Genomic DNA, 15,617 nt, shown 5'->3' on the forward strand with positions numbered 1-15,617 from the left:
CTGGTTATAGTAAAGCAAACCCCGATTGTAGTAAGCTAGAGCATAGTTAGGATTAAGTTTAATAGCTTTGTTATAATCAGCCAGTGCTAATTCCCATCCCCCCTGGTTATAGAAAACATTACCGCGACCCATATAAGCATCAGCATAGTTAGGATTAATTGCAATAGCTTGGTTATAATCAGCCAGTGCTAATTCCCATTCCCCCTGGTCATAGAAAACATTACCGCGATTGATATAAGCATCAGTATCATTAGGATCAAGAGCAACTGAATCAACTTGATTTGAATTTCCCGTGCGGGTATCTTGCGACTGCGATGATGTTACTGTTTTTTCTGGTTGATAAGCAGTTACAGACTCAATTAACTTGCCATACTTAGAGGATAGAAGATTATAAGCCGCATTCTTCACATCGACTGATTCATCTGTAGTTAAAGCTTGGAGAAGTAAGTTAACCCCCTCATCTCCATAGTTCAGGGCTTGGGATATTGCATTTATCCTAACCTTGGGGTCAGGATTGTTATATTTCTGCTGTATCCCCTGGATTCCCCCTAAGACAGCAGCAAATTCTGGAGCGTTACCAGTACCACCTAGTACTACATCAAATTCCCCTGGTTGTGGCTCGTTCATAACAGGTTACCACTGGTAGTTAATTTAGTCTTACGGACATTATATAATGGGGTGTTACCCGATACTTGTCAGGTGGAAAGGTAATTAACCGAAGTTCAATTAAACTTCAATAATTCGACTTTTTTTCTACCGGCGATAATATCTATAGGGCGGCTCCTAAAACCTGTTCGTCGCTTACTTCCAGGTATCTTTGTGTAGCATCAAGCAGCAGCGTTTCGCGATCGCCATAGGTTTGTATGCAGTAAAAATACCCATGGGATGAGTTATTAATCAGTTATATCTAGAGTTGTTTTGATTTGCGAAACTCGCCCACCACAGTTTTAATATCTTGTAATTCCCCTTCCACGAGGTTATTTAATTGTCGTATTTCTTGCTCCGTAATTTTCCCGGTCAGTTGATTGATAGCTGCTCTTAATTGGGGATATTTCTGTAAGGTTTCTTTACGGACAATGGGCACTGCTTCATAATGTGGAAAATACTGTTTATCATCTTTAAGGACTACTAAACCTAGTCGGGATATTTGCCCATCTGTAGAATTACCCGCCACCATATCCACTTGTTTTTGAGTCAAGGCTCGATAGATTAAACCTAAGTCCATAATTTGGGGAGGTCTAGCAAACTCCATACCATAGGTTTTAGCGAATCCGGGGAAACCGTCTTCCCGTTCTAAAAATTCGTAACCGAACCCACCGCGCCATTTAGGTGTATATTTAACTGCATCTGAGATGGTTTGAAGATTGTACCGTTGAGCATCTTCACCACGCACAATTATGGCATAATTATTTTCAAAACCTAAACTGGGCATTACTTCTAAGTTAAACTTTTCTGCATAGGCCCGTGTTAACTTTTCGCTAACTAGCTTGGGGTCATGTACTACTTTCTCTTTTAAAATGGCATTAAACGCTGTACCTGTATACTCAATATAAGCATCAATTTGTCCAGCCACAAGCGCATTATGACAAACAAAAGTCCCACCTAAACGAGGGCGGCGAGTAACTGTTAAATCAGTATGATCCTCGATTTGCTGGGCTAAAAGTTCCCCCAAAATATCTTGTTCAGTAAAATTCTTAGAAGCAACAACAATATCACCAGTATCGCTAGAAGTAGAATTGAAATTACAACCAGCGATCGCTACCAACATCAAACAAGTTAAAACAGACAAAAATCTTTTCATTTGTTCCCAAAGCCACAACCACCATAAACCATCAAAAATTTAAGTTTTAACTGTTAATTTTCTTTCTAACCAACCAATACCCCCATCAGCCAGCAGAGCAAGAATTGCCGCCGGGACAGCCCCAGCTAAAATTAATTGATTATTTACCACGGCAATTCCGCGAAAAATAAACACCCCCAAACCACCAGCACCAATAGCGGCGGCGATCGTCGCAATACCGATAGAAATTACTGTTGCTACCCGCACACCTGCCAAAATCACCCCCATAGCCAAAGGAATTTCTACCTGTGACAATAATTGTCTATCTGTCATTCCCATACCTCTACCAGCTTCCCGAATTGCGGCATCTACTCCGGTGATCCCAGTGTAAGTATTACGGATAATGGGCAAAAAGGAGTATAAAGTTAGGGCAACTATGGCGGGAATCATACCAATACCCCCAATAATCGGCACTGGAATCAGTAAACCAAATAATGCTAGGCTGGGGACGGTTTGCAAAATATTGGCAATACCGAGAACCCCCTGGCGCAGGTGAGTTTTGCGGGTGATGAGAATACCTAAGGGGATACCAATGACTGTCGCCGTGGCCATGGCAATGCTGACCATAAATAAGTGTTCTAGGGTATGTTGGAGGATTTCCGGAGCATACTTAAACAAGAAAAAGTCATTCATAAATTTTCCAGAGATTGCAGACATTTGAGAAAAGCTAGACTTTCAGGATGTACAGATCCCTTAAATTCATCCTTTGTCCCTAATAGTACTAGTTCTCCCTCAGACATTAACCCAACTCGGGAAGCCAAAACAAAGGCTTCTTGAATATCATGGGTAATAAACACCACAGTCTTATTTAATTCTTGTTGTAACCGGTGAAATTCTTGTTGTAGTTCTAAGCGCGTCATGGGATCAAGGGCGGCAAAGGGTTCATCCATCAATAATACTGGCGGGTCGGCAGCTAATGCCCTAGCTACACCTACCCGTTGCTTTTGTCCCCCCGAAAGTTCATGAGGATAACGCCCGGCAAATTGTTGAGGCTCTAACCCTACCATTTGCAACAATTCATACACCCGGATTTTAATTTGTTTAGATTGCCAACCCAGTAAAGTCGGCACTAAAGCTACATTACGTTCTACGGTGAAATGGGGAAATAACCCAGTTTCTTGAATGACATAACCAATATTGCGCCGTAATTTAATTTCATCCCATTCAGTGGTGGGAATGCCATTAAATAATACTTCACCTTGTGTAGGCATCAAGAGGCCATTGATTAACTTCATAGTAGTGGTTTTGCCGCTCCCACTACGTCCGAGTAATACTAGGGCTTCTCCCTGAATAATAGAAAAATTGAGATGAGATACCAAAAAGCGATGGTTGCGTCTAAGGGTAACATCGCGGAATTCCACTACAGTAGGTTGATGGGGTTGCATTATCAAGTTGATTTTTACTAGAATTATTTTATACTAAAAATTACAGTTAACGATATTCGGTTTTTTCCAGGAATTGGATGATATTTAATTGGGTAGCATAGTGCTAGTAGCTCAATAGTGGCATATGATAATGAGGTAGGCATTGGTCACCCCATAAATCCTCAAGGATACCAATACAATGACAGATTTTAGAGAACTGCAAGAATGGGAAAAAGCGCATGAACTGACAATTGCAGTTTATGAAATTACTAAAACCTTTCCAGAGGAGGAATTGCTGGGACTAACACAACAAATCCGTTTAGCTTGTGCTTCCATCGCCATTAAGATCGCTCAGGGATGCGATCGCGATGACTATGAAATCCAACTGGATTGTCTGGAAATGGCGAGGGATGGGGTAATTGAAGTGGAATATTACCTGCTGCTTTGCCATGACTTGCATATACTCAAAACTTCTGATTATGATCGACTCATCAGTGATGTCGTGGAAGTTAAGGAACTGCTAGCATCTTACATTGATCAGCAAAGTCGCAATTTTTGATGAATAGTCGGGTACTCAAACTCCTTCCCCACCACCAGCAAATGATTTGTAACCATGGTGAAAGCACCTACCCAGAAGAATGCTGTGGGCTAATTCTTGGTCGTCTGGGTAGGGAGGGTAAAACTGTCATAGAGATCATACCCACAGAAAACACCTGGAACAGCCAAGGCGATGATTTGACTGGTGAACAGATAGTAGAGAGTACCCGCAAAAGATATGCGATCGCCCCCCCAAGTGATGTTACAAGCACAAAAAACAGCACGCGATCGCGGTCTGAATATTATCGGTATTTACCACTCACACCCTGATCATCCTGCTATACCTTCAGAATGCGATCGCCTATATGCTTGGGCGGAATACTCGTATATAATAGTTTCTGTTAACAATGGCAAAGCTGGTACGGTCACAAGCTGGAGTCTGGATGAACATGATCAGTTTCAACCAGAGTCCATTAACAAGATAATTTAAACATACCCTTTTTTCGGTAGTATAAGTATTCCTCGCTGATCTACTTAATTTCTATGCTCAATCCCAATCTGGATGAAATCCAGTTGACCAAAGACGATTATGAACGCTATTCCCGCCATCTGATTTTGCCAGAAATTGGGCTGGAAGGGCAGAAGCGTTTAAAAGTGGCTAGTGTATTGTGTATTGGTACTGGTGGACTAGGTTCGCCATTACTGTTATATCTTGCTGCAGCAGGTATTGGCCGCATTGGTATTGTTGATTTCGATGTCGTCGATACTTCCAATCTGCAACGCCAAGTTATTCACGGTACATCCTGGGTAGGTAAACCCAAAATTGAATCGGCAAAAAATCGCATTCACGAAATTAACCCCTATTGTCAGGTTGACTTGTACGAAACTCGCCTGAGTTCAGAAAACGCCATAGATATCATGCAGCCCTATGATATTGTGGTTGATGGTACTGATAACTTCCCCACCAGATACCTGGTTAATGACGCTTGCGTGTTATTAAACAAGCCCAACGTCTACGGTTCTATTTTCCGGTTTGAAGGACAAGCTACAGTATTTAACTACGAAGGCGGCCCTAACTATCGTGACTTATACCCAGAACCACCACCGCCAGGAATGGTTCCCTCTTGTGCAGAAGGTGGCGTACTGGGTATTTTACCAGGAATGATTGGGATTATTCAGGCTACGGAGACAGTAAAAATCATCACCGGACAAGGTAACACCCTCAGTGGAAGATTACTGTTGTACAACGCCTTAGATATGAAATTTCGGGAGTTGAAATTGCGCCCTAATCCTATTCGCCCCGTAATTGAAAAGCTGATAGACTATGAACAATTCTGCGGAATTCCGCAAGCTAAGGCGCAGGAGGCTAAACAGCAGATGGAAATGTCAGAAATGACTGTCAAAGAATTGCAGGAATTACTAGATAGCGGTGCTAAGGATTTTGTTCTCTTAGATGTTCGTAACCCCCATGAATACGAAATCGCTAAAATTCCTGGTTCTGTATTGATCCCCTTACCAGATATTGAAAATGGCGACGGCGTAGCCAAGGTAAAGGAAATACTGAATGGTCATCGCTTAATTGCTCATTGTAAACTGGGGGGACGTTCTGCCAAAGCTTTAGCTATCCTCAAGGAAGCCGGAATTGAGGGAACTAATGTTAAAGGTGGAATTAACGCTTGGAGTAAGGAAATCGATCCTTCGGTTCCAGAGTATTAAAATGTTTTAGGCTAGTAACGCAGATTCTCTGCGTTACTAAGTTTGATGATCATTAAGCTTAGGTGATGGCTATTTTTAACAGAAGTTTAGTGGGTTTTACCAGCACCCAAATATAATTCAGCTACTTTAGGATCATGTAGTAATTCTTGACCAGATCCAGAAATAGCATCACGTCCCGACTCTAGGACATAGCCACGGTCAGACATTTCTAAGGCTTTACGGGCGTTTTGTTCCACTAAGACAATTGCTGTACCTGTGTGATTAATTTGTTTAATCTGCTCAAATACTTGGGTAACTAGAATGGGGGATAAGGCCGCAGAAGGTTCATCTAATAACAATAAACTCGGTTCCAACATCAATGCTTTCCCCATGGCCAGCATTTGGCGTTCTCCTCCTGAGAGTGTACCAGCACGTTGGCGACGGCGATCGCTCAGTCTAGGAAACATAGTAAAAATTTTGTCTTTTAAGGGTTTGATGGGGACATTCCGCACAAAAGCCCCCATTTCTAAGTTTTCCTCTACACTCAGGGAAGGAAAAACATTAGAGATTTGTGGTACATAACACATTCCCCTAGTGACGATTTGATTGGACTTTAGCCCAGCAATATTTTCACCTTTAAAGGTAATAGTACCCGTGTGAGGAGTCAGCAGCCCAAAGATGGTTTTGGCTAAGGTGGATTTACCCGCACCGTTGGGGCCAATCACTGCGACCAGTTCACCGGGTTTGAGACAAAAATTTACGCCCTGGAGGATATCTATATCTTTAATGTATCCAGCGTGGACATTTTTAACTTCTAATAAATATTCATTACTCATTGGTCATTAGTCATTGGTCAACGGTGTTATAAATATAAAACGTTGACCGAAAAATTTTAAGGTGTTTTTTGTAAATCGGGTCTTTCTTCGGCAAGGATCGCATCTGCTACTGGGCAAACTTGGATACATATACCACAATCGATACAGGTGGCAAAATCAATCCAATACCAATCGGTCCCCTTGACATTTTTACCTGGGCCTTCATGAATACAAGCTACTGGACAAGCATCTACGCAGTCAGCAACACCTTCACAAACATCAGTAACAATGGTGTGCGGCATTTTTTCAATTCCCTTTCTTTCGGATCAGCTATATCTAGCCTAGCAGGATTATTTACCAACCTCCACCTCACCCCCAACCCATCTTCTGACCAAGCAGAGGTGAGTTAAAGATAGGGCGAGGTTTTGTGCTAGAATGAACTACAGCAATGGTTCATTGATAATGGAACCATCTGATTTAACCCAAGCAATTTGGGCAATACCGCGATCGCTGGCGTATTGTCTAATAGCTGCTTCATCTGTGCCGCCTAAATCCATTTCTACTCTCAGCAAATCAGGACAATCACGCAGTTTTTGGGCGTGGGCAAAGGCTGCAGCTGTAGCATTTGGTGTCTGGGCTACTACTAACCAGTGACTGACTGGGGTTGATTGTGGTAATTGCTGAGTAGATAAAATAACTTGGTATAAATCTTCAATGTTTAAGACAAAACCAATCCCAGGAATATCTTCACCTTGGGGATGATATAAACCTAAAAGCTTGTCGTAGCGACCACCCCGCCCTAAAACTCTGGCTTGTGAACCAGTATCGCTAACAATTTCAAAGACTATGCCAGTATAGTAGTCTATAGTTTGGATTAAGCTGAGGTCAAGAATTAAAGGAAAATTGCCTTCTGATTGTAATAACTCTACCACAGATTTGAGATGATTAACCATCTCTTGCTGCTCTGGAGCTAAACCAAGAGCACTAACTTTTTGTAAGACATCCCCACTATCACCGCGCAGATCCATCATAATTCTGGCGCGATCGCGTAATTCATCGCTCAGGGGTAAAGTATCTATGGCGATGCGGTCAAGATGGGCGATCGCACTGCGAACTTGAGCTTGGAGATTTCGGGGGAAAGCATCCAGGAGCGATCGCGTAATTCCCGCTTCCCCCAAAATTAAATGCCAATTCGGCAACCCCAGTACCGCCAGACAATTGCTTGCCAACAGCAGCACTTCTGCATTAGCTAACAATCCCCCCACACCTAACAACTCCACCCCAGCTTGATAAAACTCTTGCTGGCGATTGTGCCTGTTTTCCCAGGTACGGCGAAAGACATTGGCATTATAGTAGAGGCGTTGGGGATAGGTAACATCCGCCATCCGCGTAGCCACTGCACGAGCAATAGAAGCGGTCAATTCTGGACGCAGACCTAATTCTTCATCTTCACCATTTTGCAGTTGAATCACCATCTGGCGCTGAATTGCTTCTCCCGCCATCAGAGTATCCATCCGTTCCAAAGTTGAAGTAATAATCCTGTGATATCCCCAACGATGAAACACCTGCTGTAATCTATCTTCAATCCAGCGTTTTTGTGCCACATCTAAAGGTAATAAATCCCTGGCTCCCGCTGCTGGTTGATACACCATTATTTTTTCTTCCCACCAAACAAACCACCAAACAAACCCCACCCCCAGATTTATCTGCTTGCTTACAGCCATGATCAGGAGGTGAAGTTGCTGTCGGGCGACTAACTAGTTAATTGCCTTCAAGCCTTTTCTATTTTAGGTTTGGTTGTCAACCCTATTTCGTCAGTGGGATTTAATTTTCCACTGTTATTTCCACATCGACAAAGGCGGGACTTCCACCAACTGATGACTAAGCTGGTCGTGAATCTTGCCATTAGTAGCCAAAATTCTACCGGATGCTATGTTGAAAGGAGTGCCGTCATAGGCAGTAACTCTACCCCCAGCTTCCCGCAATAATACTACACCGGCCACCACGTCCCAGGGAGAAATTCCCCTTTCCCAGTAACCATCTACACGGCCGCAAGCAACATAAGCCAAATCCAGGGCGGCGGAACCACTACGCCTCACACCTTGGGTAAGATGAGTCAGGTGGCAAAATTCTGCATAATTATTATCTGATGTTTCGCGGCGATCATAGGCAAATCCCGTTACCAAAATGCTTTTACTCAAGTCAGATATTTCTGAAACCTTGATAGAATGGCGGTTGCGCGTCGCCCCTAAGCCAGTGGCTGCCCGAAATAGTTCATCATGGAAAGGGTTATAAATTACACCTACTTGCGGCACACCATCAACCAATAAACCAATAGAAACAGCAAAAGCCGGGTATTGGTGGGCGTAATTAGTTGTACCATCTAAGGGGTCAACTGCCCAGAGATACTGATGATCTTGATTACCCAACTTCCCTGATTCCTCCGCCAGGATGGAATGTTGGGGAAAATGGCGACGCAAAATTGACAAAATCTCAGCTTCCGAGGCTTTATCCGCGACGGTGACTAAATCACCAGGGCGGCCTTTTTCGGTAATAGCACCTTCTAACTTACCCAAATACCCCTGCAAAACTGCACCTGCAGCCAAGGCCGCTTCCGTAGCAATGTCTAGAAAAATTTGTAAATTAGTCATTAGTGATTAATCATTGGGAAGTTATAATCTTTCCCTCAGTCCCTAAAAATTTCGGCGGCGAAACTCAGCAGGAGGGACACGCAGAGGTTTTTCTGGGTTCCAAATCCCTTTTTCCATGAGTCTAGCCCATTGTTGGGCCCGTTCCAAGCGCTGGTCATATTTGTGATTAGGCGATCGCGACACAAACAAAGCATACCCTTGTTTAAGCAATTCTTCATTTAATAACTGCTGGTCTTTCCACACATAGGCCAAAATCCGACCAAAATTATCCTTGGCTTGGACATCAAACTCCAAGATCACGGATTTTTCTTGCTCACCAATCAACTGCGCTAAAACTGCTTTAGACTCATCTCCCCAGGGACTTTGTCGCAAATCTGGTGCATCAAGACCAAGTAATCGCACCGAAGAAATCAAATTTGGTTGTTCAGCCATACCTAGAACTTCCAAAGTTTGACCACTGACTACCCGGGACACTCTCACCTGAGTGCGATTGCTTGCAGTTTGGTCATGATCGCCCTGACAACCCACGAAAAACAGCAAGGAACCCAAAAGGATCCCAAGAAAAACCTTTGCGTTTTTGCGCCTGGGCGCGAAACAAATCTTAATCCTCATCTAAGGGTAAACCCGCTTTAACCTTACCTCTAGCAAAATACCGACCAAACTGGAGTTCATAAACCTCATCCTCGTCTTGAGTTTCCACTTCTAAATCAGAATGAGCATAACTAACGCATAACAAAGCATACCCTTTCTGGCGCAAAGCTGGGGATAGTCCAATAGCCTCCGGTTGGTAAATTTCTCCAGACACCACCCGCACAGCGCAAGTTGTGCAAGCCCCATTGCGACAGGAAAAGGGTAGTTCCTCCCCTTGTTGTTCAATACTGTGGAGGATGTAGCGGTCTGCGGGAACTTTTAGACTGTATTCCTTGCCAGAGGCGCGATCGCGAACTTTAATCGTATATGTGTGGGACATGGTGATTTCGGATTTCCAAACTAGACTTGAGCTTTAATTTAATTTATCTGCTTTTATGGTTGCATTTTCTCAAATTTCATAGTAGGATTATAAATCGTTGACCCTGGAGAGGTGGCCGAGTGGTTGAAGGCGCAGACCTGGAAAGTCTGTTATGCGGAAACGTATACGAGGGTTCGAATCCCTCCCTCTCCGTTAAAAAAAATGCAAATATCCTCAAAAAACTTTGGCGATGGAGTAGACTGTCAGGAGTAATTTTTGATCACCCAAATAATGCCCTTAGAACTGCAAAACCTCACTGGTGGTTACACAGCATTACCCATTATCCAAGATATTAACCTATCTCTACAAACAGGAGAATGGTTAAGTTTAGTGGGTGCAAATGGTTCTGGTAAATCTACCATCCTAAAATTACTCAGTCGCATTCTCTCCCCACAGCAAGGCACAGTCCTACTGGATGGCAAAGCGATTCATTCTCAGCCTCCCCATTTAGTGGCGCAGAAGTTAGCATTATTACCGCAACAACAAACAATTCCCGCCGGGTTAACAGTGCGCCAACTAGTCAGTTTAGGACGCACCCCCCATCAACCTTGGTGGCAATGGGAACTAAGCAGTGAAGACCGGGAAAAAGTTACAGCAGCTATTGCAGAAACGCAACTAGATCAATTGAGCGATCGCCTAGTTGAACAACTTTCCGGTGGTGAAAGACAACGGGCATTTTTAGCCTTAGCACTAGCCCAAGAACCGAAAGTATTATTATTAGACGAACCCACAACTTATTTAGATGTCAAGTATCAATTACAACTTTTAGAACTACTGGAAAAACTCAATCAACAGCAGAATTTAACCATTGTCACCGTTCTACACGAACTCAATTTAGCAGCTCGCTATAGTTCCCGCATCGCCTTATTAAAACAAGGTCATCTGTGGGAGGTGGGTACACCGGAAGCAGTCCTCACACCCCATGCGATCGCCCAAGTCTTTGGTGTAGACTCTGTAATTATCAATACACCTGTTGGCTTACAAGTTTGTGCCATATCCGCCATGTAAAAGCTACCTAAAAAACCATTTCTCCAACAACTAAATACAGACCTATCTGTGTTTATCTGTGGTCAATTATCAATAAAATCCCGCCATGAATCCACCCAAGCTGCAAAACTGGCAATTTATCAAACAGAAACTAACACCCTACATATTTTTACTCCCAGCACTAATTCTGTTATTTGCAACAGTGTTCTGGCCAGCAATACAAGCATTTTACCTGAGCTTTACCAGCTACGAAGACCTTTACCAACCACCGCAATGGATAGGTTTTGACAACTTTCGGCGTTTGTGGAAAGATGCAGTTTTTTGGCAAACCTTAGAAAACACCTTTCTCTACCTTGTAGGTGTCGTGCCAATTTTAGTCATAGCTCCCTTAGGACTGGCAATTTTGGTAAATCAGAAGCTGCGAGGGATGAATTGGTTTAGAGCCGCTTACTACACGCCGGTAGTAATATCAATGGTAGTTGCTGGTATAGCTTGGAAATGGCTATATGCAGAAAACGGATTACTTAATCAGTTACTTAAAACCGTGAATATTTTTCCCGCAGGAATTCCCTGGTTAACCAGTCCAGAGAAACTATTAGGCATTGTACCCATTTCCTTAGCCAGTGTCATGGCTGTTACCATCTGGAAGGGACTCGGCTATTACATGGTAATTTATTTAGCCGGGTTGCAATCAATTCCGGCGGATGTTTACGAAGCCGCAGCCATTGATGGTTCCGATGGGATCAGCAAACACTGGGATATTACCTTACCCTTAATGAGTCCGTATTTAGCCCTGGTAGCCGTGATTTCAGCTATTTCCGCTACTAAAGTATTTGAAGAGGTATTTATTATGACCCAGGGTGGTCCACTAAATAGCTCTAAAACCATTGTTTATTATTTATATGAAGAAGCCTTTAGCCACTTAGAAATTAGCTATGCCTGTACAATTGGATTAGTCTTATTTTTGATTATTTTGGGTTTATCAGTTTTGCGGTTAGCTATTAATCAACAAGAAGATGTGACACTTTAATATTTTGTCGCTGGGACTTTAGTCCTCTTTGCAGTCGGTACTAGGAATAAATCTTCTTTTATTGATAAATAATATAGTCATCCTATTTGACTTGAGAAATTATGAGTGAGGAAAGGGAACACACCGAACAGGGAACAGGGAACAGAAATTGTTCATGAATCATTTAGGATTGCTATACATGGTTTTTTGTGTTCTGGGAGATTTTCGCACAAGATAGGTAAATTATCACAGTTTTATCTACCCAAAGCCACTAGATAAAATAGTCAATAAATAATTATAAGAAATGCAATAGCTGCTTTTCAAGCAGTTAGGAAGATATTTTTATCCTTGGATTAAGTGAAAATATCGGATAGCTACTTTTGCAGTAGGATTTTTTACTCTATTTTTGTGTAAGTGTGAAATTGGATTAATAGAAGAAGTATTATATTTAACTCAATTGCTAGTATATTTGTGTAGGATTGAGCCTATTTACAGGGATAACATCGAAAGGACTGTAGTGGTTTTAATTACCCACATTCTTGTCAATCTGTTTTATAGTATTCTTCAGGCATTGATTCAATTGAGGAGCAGTTGCCAAAATTCAGATGTTTTCTGGAGGTAGTATGAACCCATACAACTGACCCCCCCCCCCATGACCGGAGTCTCTTTTGGTAGGTTACCTGACTTCATCTTGGCAGGACGGGCATATTTTTGGTTAAGCTAGATATAGGTTATTTTGCTATATCGTGTTAATAGTTGATTTATGTTCTACTAGTTTACTTATTTATTCAGGGCTAGGTTTACTACAAATACATTGAAATCATAGTTAAATGAGAATCATATACTTTTGTAATGTATTTTCTATTTTTGCCCCAAGTTGGGTTAATAGATATTCACCAGGTAGGGACTTAACCGCGATCCTACCCAACTTATTCCTTGATTAACTTCAAGGCTGTGGTTGTTACACGCAATGGAGTGGTAAATACACTGCTTCAGGAATTAGTCATGGGAAGATTTTATTTTCTCAAGCTCAGGGGTATCTGCTTGTGATACCAGTGTTAAGTCTTTGACAAGAGCGAGAATTTACCATCCAGTGGATAATGTTACTAACTCGAAAAGTAGATGGTCATTAGCCTATATCCTACCCCAAGACCTATACCTTAGATGAGAACTAAACTTGGCAGCTATATAGTCAAGTTTACTATTAATCAATAACTTTTATTTATGGATTTTGCCTAGGAGGTGTCTTTAAAAGTGTCAAAAATGAAAATGTTTAAGTCCCAGTATATTAAGTTTCAGATTTTAACTGATTTTATCCAGTGCAAGAGGTAAGATAAAAGCTATCGATAAAAACTGATTCTAGGTATTTGAGGAAATTTATCATTTCCGAATTGCTATAATCTATTGTCCAATCTAGTTAATTTTTTTATTTGTTAGGTGTATTTTTCTATGGGTTCCCCAATGAATCGTCTATCTATTTTTGTAGATGGAAATAATATGTTCTATGCTCAACAGAAAAATGGCTGGTTTTTTGACCCAAGACGAGTCTTAGACTATTTCAAACACGAGCAATCAGACACAACACTAATCAATGCTTTCTGGTACACTGGTTTAAAAGATCCACAAGATCAGAGAGGTTTCAGAGATGCTCTCATCAGCTTAGGCTATACAGTCCGCACTAAAATTCTCAAAGAATATTATGACGACTCATCGGGTCGCTACTCCCAAAAAGCTAATTTAGATATTGAAATTGTCGTGGATATGTTTAATACAGTAGATCAATATGATCGAGTGGTTTTATTCAGCGGAGATGGTGATTTTGAAAGGGCTATCGAATTGTTACGCTCAAAAAATACGCATATTACAGTGGTATCAACAGAAGGGATGATAGCCAGGGAGTTGCGCAATGCTACTGACAGATATATTGATTTAAACGATATCAGAGATACTATAGAAAAAGTAGACGGTCAGTAATCTTAGCAAATATTTACAAATCTTTAGAGTAAAAAAACTAAGGTTTTAAGATATTTTAAGCAAACAGTAAAAAATCCACAAGGAGGAAACATGAGCAGCAAAGGCGATCAAATTATCATTTTTGATACCACACTCAGAGACGGAGAACAATGTCCCGGAGCAACTCTAAATATAGATGAAAAGCTAGCGATCGCCAAGCAACTATCGAAGTTAGGGGTAGACGTGATTGAGGCGGGATTTGCTTTTGCAAGTCCGGGGGACTTTGAAGCTGTGAACAAAATTGCCCAAATTGTGGGGACAGAAGACGGTCCAGTAATTTGTAGTTTGGCTAGAGCCATTAAAGCAGATATTGAAGCCGCAGCAGCAGCCCTAAAACCAGCAGTTCACGGTAGGATTCACACCTTTATTTCTACATCCGATATTCACTTAGAATATCAGCTGCGCAAATCACGGGCGGAAGTATTAGCGATCGCCGAGGAAATGGTAGCTTATGCTAAGTCATTTATGACAGATGTAGAATTTTCCCCCATGGATGCAGCACGCTCTGATCCAGAATTTCTTTACCAAGTATTAGAGCGAGCGATCGCAGCTGGTGCTACAACAATTAACATACCTGACACGGTTGGTTACTTGACACCTAGTGAATTTGGGGCAATGATTAAAGGGATTAAAGATCATGTCCCCAATATAGATCAAGCCATTATTTCCGTACACGGACATAACGACTTAGGTTTGGCCGTTGCCAACTTCCTAGAAGCCATAAAAAATGGTGCAACCCAATTAGAATGTACCATTAACGGCATTGGCGAGCGAGCCGGGAACGCCTCCCTAGAGGAATTGGTGATGGCTTTACACGTGCGGCGACAATATTTTAACCCCTTCTTAGGAAGACCAGTAGACTCAGAAGAACCACTAACCAATATTGACACCCGCCAAATTTATAAAACCTCTCGCCTAGTTTCCAACTTAACCGGAATGCTAGTACAACCAAATAAAGCCATAGTCGGAGCTAACGCCTTCGCCCATGAATCTGGTATTCACCAAGACGGGGTACTGAAAAACAAGCTCACCTACGAAATTATGGATGCTCAATTGATTGGCTTAACAGACAATCAAATAGTATTGGGTAAACATTCCGGTAGAAACGCCTTCCGTACCCGGTTGGGAGAATTAGGCTTTGAACTCTCAGAAACAGAATTAAACAAAGCATTCGTCAGATTTAAAGAAGTAGCTGACAAAAAGAAAGAAATTTCCGACTGGGACCTAGAAGCGATCGTCAACGATGAAATTCAACAAGCGCCGGACTTGTTCCGAGTCGAACTAGTGCAAATTGCTTGCGGTAGTAACGCTAAACCCACAGCTACAGTCACCCTGCGCACCCCAGAAGGTAAAGAATTAACTGATGCAGCCATTGGTACAGGACCCGTAGACGCAGTTTACAAAGCAATTAACCGGGTAGTAAATGTGCCTAACGAATTGATAGAATTTTCTGTACAATCGGTCACCGCCGGAATTGATGCTATAGGTGAAGTCACCATCCGTCTGAGACATGACTCAAGAGTATTTTCCGGTCATGCGGCTAACACCGATATTATTGTCGCCTCCGCCCAAGCTTATGTAAATGCCCTAAATCGGCTTTATGCAGCTCTGCAAACCAAAGAGAAACAAGAACAAGTAACTGCACAGAAAATTTAGAGACATATGTGGTTTCAGGGTGGGTTTTTCCCGCCCTATTT

Annotated in this window: 16 protein-coding genes, 1 tRNA gene and 1 pseudogene; 8 read left to right on the forward strand and 10 right to left on the reverse strand. The window is 42.1% G+C overall.

Going from position 1 to position 15,617, the window contains the following annotated elements; all coding sequences use genetic code 11:
• The 4 genes from NWP22_RS04520 to NWP22_RS04535 all read right to left on the reverse strand — a co-directional run.
• Positions 1-627, reverse strand: a 627-nt coding sequence (locus tag NWP22_RS04520; protein WP_280801578.1) for a tetratricopeptide repeat protein, incomplete at its 3' end; no start/stop codon positions are given.
• A 280-nt stretch (positions 628-907) separates the two neighbouring features.
• The gene (locus NWP22_RS04525; RefSeq protein ID WP_280801579.1) at positions 908-1,801 is read right to left on the reverse strand and encodes a glycine betaine ABC transporter substrate-binding protein; all 894 of its coding nucleotides are present in this window, start codon (positions 1,799-1,801) and stop codon (positions 908-910) included.
• Between the two features lie 39 nt (positions 1,802-1,840).
• Entirely contained in the window at positions 1,841-2,473 is a 633-nt protein-coding gene (locus NWP22_RS04530) for an ABC transporter permease (protein ID WP_271734748.1), read from the reverse strand.
• Entirely contained in the window at positions 2,470-3,225 is a 756-nt protein-coding gene (locus NWP22_RS04535; protein WP_280801580.1) for an ATP-binding cassette domain-containing protein, read from the reverse strand. The genes NWP22_RS04530 and NWP22_RS04535 overlap by 4 nt, the downstream gene beginning before the upstream one ends.
• 178 nt (positions 3,226-3,403) lie before the next feature.
• Between NWP22_RS04535 and NWP22_RS04540 the strand changes: the two genes are divergently transcribed.
• The 3 genes and pseudogenes from NWP22_RS04540 to moeB all read left to right on the forward strand — a co-directional run bounded on the left by NWP22_RS04540 (position 3,404) and on the right by moeB (position 5,457).
• Positions 3,404-3,763, forward strand: coding sequence for a four helix bundle protein (locus NWP22_RS04540; RefSeq protein ID WP_271734744.1), 360 nt, complete (start codon positions 3,404-3,406; stop codon positions 3,761-3,763).
• A pseudogene (locus NWP22_RS04545) lies at positions 3,763-4,231 on the forward strand (M67 family metallopeptidase). The gene NWP22_RS04540 and the pseudogene NWP22_RS04545 overlap by 1 nt, the downstream one beginning before the upstream one ends.
• Before the next feature lie 53 nt (positions 4,232-4,284).
• On the forward strand, positions 4,285-5,457 hold the full coding sequence (gene moeB, locus NWP22_RS04550; protein ID WP_280801581.1) for a molybdopterin-synthase adenylyltransferase MoeB: 1,173 nt from the start codon (positions 4,285-4,287) through the stop codon (positions 5,455-5,457).
• Positions 5,458-5,543: 86 nt separating this feature from the next.
• On the opposite strand, the gene NWP22_RS04555 is transcribed toward moeB, so the two are convergent.
• The 6 genes from NWP22_RS04555 to NWP22_RS04580 form a co-directional block, all read right to left on the reverse strand.
• A complete protein-coding gene (locus NWP22_RS04555) occupies positions 5,544-6,272 on the reverse strand; it encodes an ABC transporter ATP-binding protein (RefSeq protein WP_271734741.1) in 729 nt (242 codons plus the stop codon).
• A 56-nt stretch (positions 6,273-6,328) separates the two neighbouring features.
• Positions 6,329-6,553, reverse strand: a complete 225-nt coding sequence (locus NWP22_RS04560; protein ID WP_271734739.1) for a ferredoxin family protein — start codon at positions 6,551-6,553, stop codon at positions 6,329-6,331.
• Positions 6,554-6,691: 138 nt separating this feature from the next.
• Complete coding sequence (locus NWP22_RS04565; protein ID WP_271734750.1) at positions 6,692-7,903, reverse strand: ATP phosphoribosyltransferase regulatory subunit; 1,212 nt, start codon at positions 7,901-7,903, stop codon at positions 6,692-6,694.
• Between the two features lie 186 nt (positions 7,904-8,089).
• Entirely contained in the window at positions 8,090-8,902 is an 813-nt protein-coding gene (locus NWP22_RS04570; protein WP_271734736.1) for an inositol monophosphatase family protein, read from the reverse strand.
• Positions 8,903-8,944: 42 nt separating this feature from the next.
• Positions 8,945-9,514, reverse strand: coding sequence for a thermonuclease family protein (locus NWP22_RS04575; RefSeq protein WP_271734735.1), 570 nt, complete (start codon positions 9,512-9,514; stop codon positions 8,945-8,947).
• A complete protein-coding gene (locus NWP22_RS04580) occupies positions 9,504-9,872 on the reverse strand; it encodes a 2Fe-2S iron-sulfur cluster-binding protein (RefSeq protein ID WP_271734733.1) in 369 nt (122 codons plus the stop codon). The genes NWP22_RS04575 and NWP22_RS04580 overlap by 11 nt, the downstream gene beginning before the upstream one ends.
• 105 nt (positions 9,873-9,977) lie before the next feature.
• Between NWP22_RS04580 and NWP22_RS04585 the strand changes: the two genes are divergently transcribed.
• The 5 genes from NWP22_RS04585 (at position 9,978) to NWP22_RS04605 (ending at position 15,576) form a co-directional block, all read left to right on the forward strand.
• Positions 9,978-10,064, forward strand: a tRNA-Ser gene (locus NWP22_RS04585).
• A gap of 78 nt (positions 10,065-10,142) precedes the next feature.
• Positions 10,143-10,919 carry an ABC transporter ATP-binding protein gene (locus NWP22_RS04590; protein WP_271734749.1) on the forward strand — a complete coding sequence of 259 codons (777 nt, stop codon included), beginning with the start codon at positions 10,143-10,145 and terminating at the stop codon, positions 10,917-10,919.
• A gap of 85 nt (positions 10,920-11,004) precedes the next feature.
• Positions 11,005-11,928 (forward strand): carbohydrate ABC transporter permease, encoded by a 924-nt coding sequence (locus tag NWP22_RS04595; protein WP_271734732.1) that lies wholly within the window; start codon positions 11,005-11,007, stop codon positions 11,926-11,928.
• Positions 11,929-13,356: 1,428 nt separating this feature from the next.
• Positions 13,357-13,881 carry a LabA-like NYN domain-containing protein gene (locus tag NWP22_RS04600; RefSeq protein WP_200989987.1) on the forward strand — a complete coding sequence of 175 codons (525 nt, stop codon included), beginning with the start codon at positions 13,357-13,359 and terminating at the stop codon, positions 13,879-13,881.
• Positions 13,882-13,971: 90 nt separating this feature from the next.
• Complete coding sequence (locus tag NWP22_RS04605) at positions 13,972-15,576, forward strand: 2-isopropylmalate synthase (RefSeq protein ID WP_271734729.1); 1,605 nt, start codon at positions 13,972-13,974, stop codon at positions 15,574-15,576.
• The last annotated feature ends 41 nt before the right edge of the window (positions 15,577-15,617 follow it).

It is taken from the genome of Anabaenopsis tanganyikae CS-531 (assembly GCF_029891675.1).
GTDB classification, from domain to species: Bacteria; Cyanobacteriota; Cyanobacteriia; order Cyanobacteriales; family Nostocaceae; genus Anabaenopsis; species Anabaenopsis arnoldii.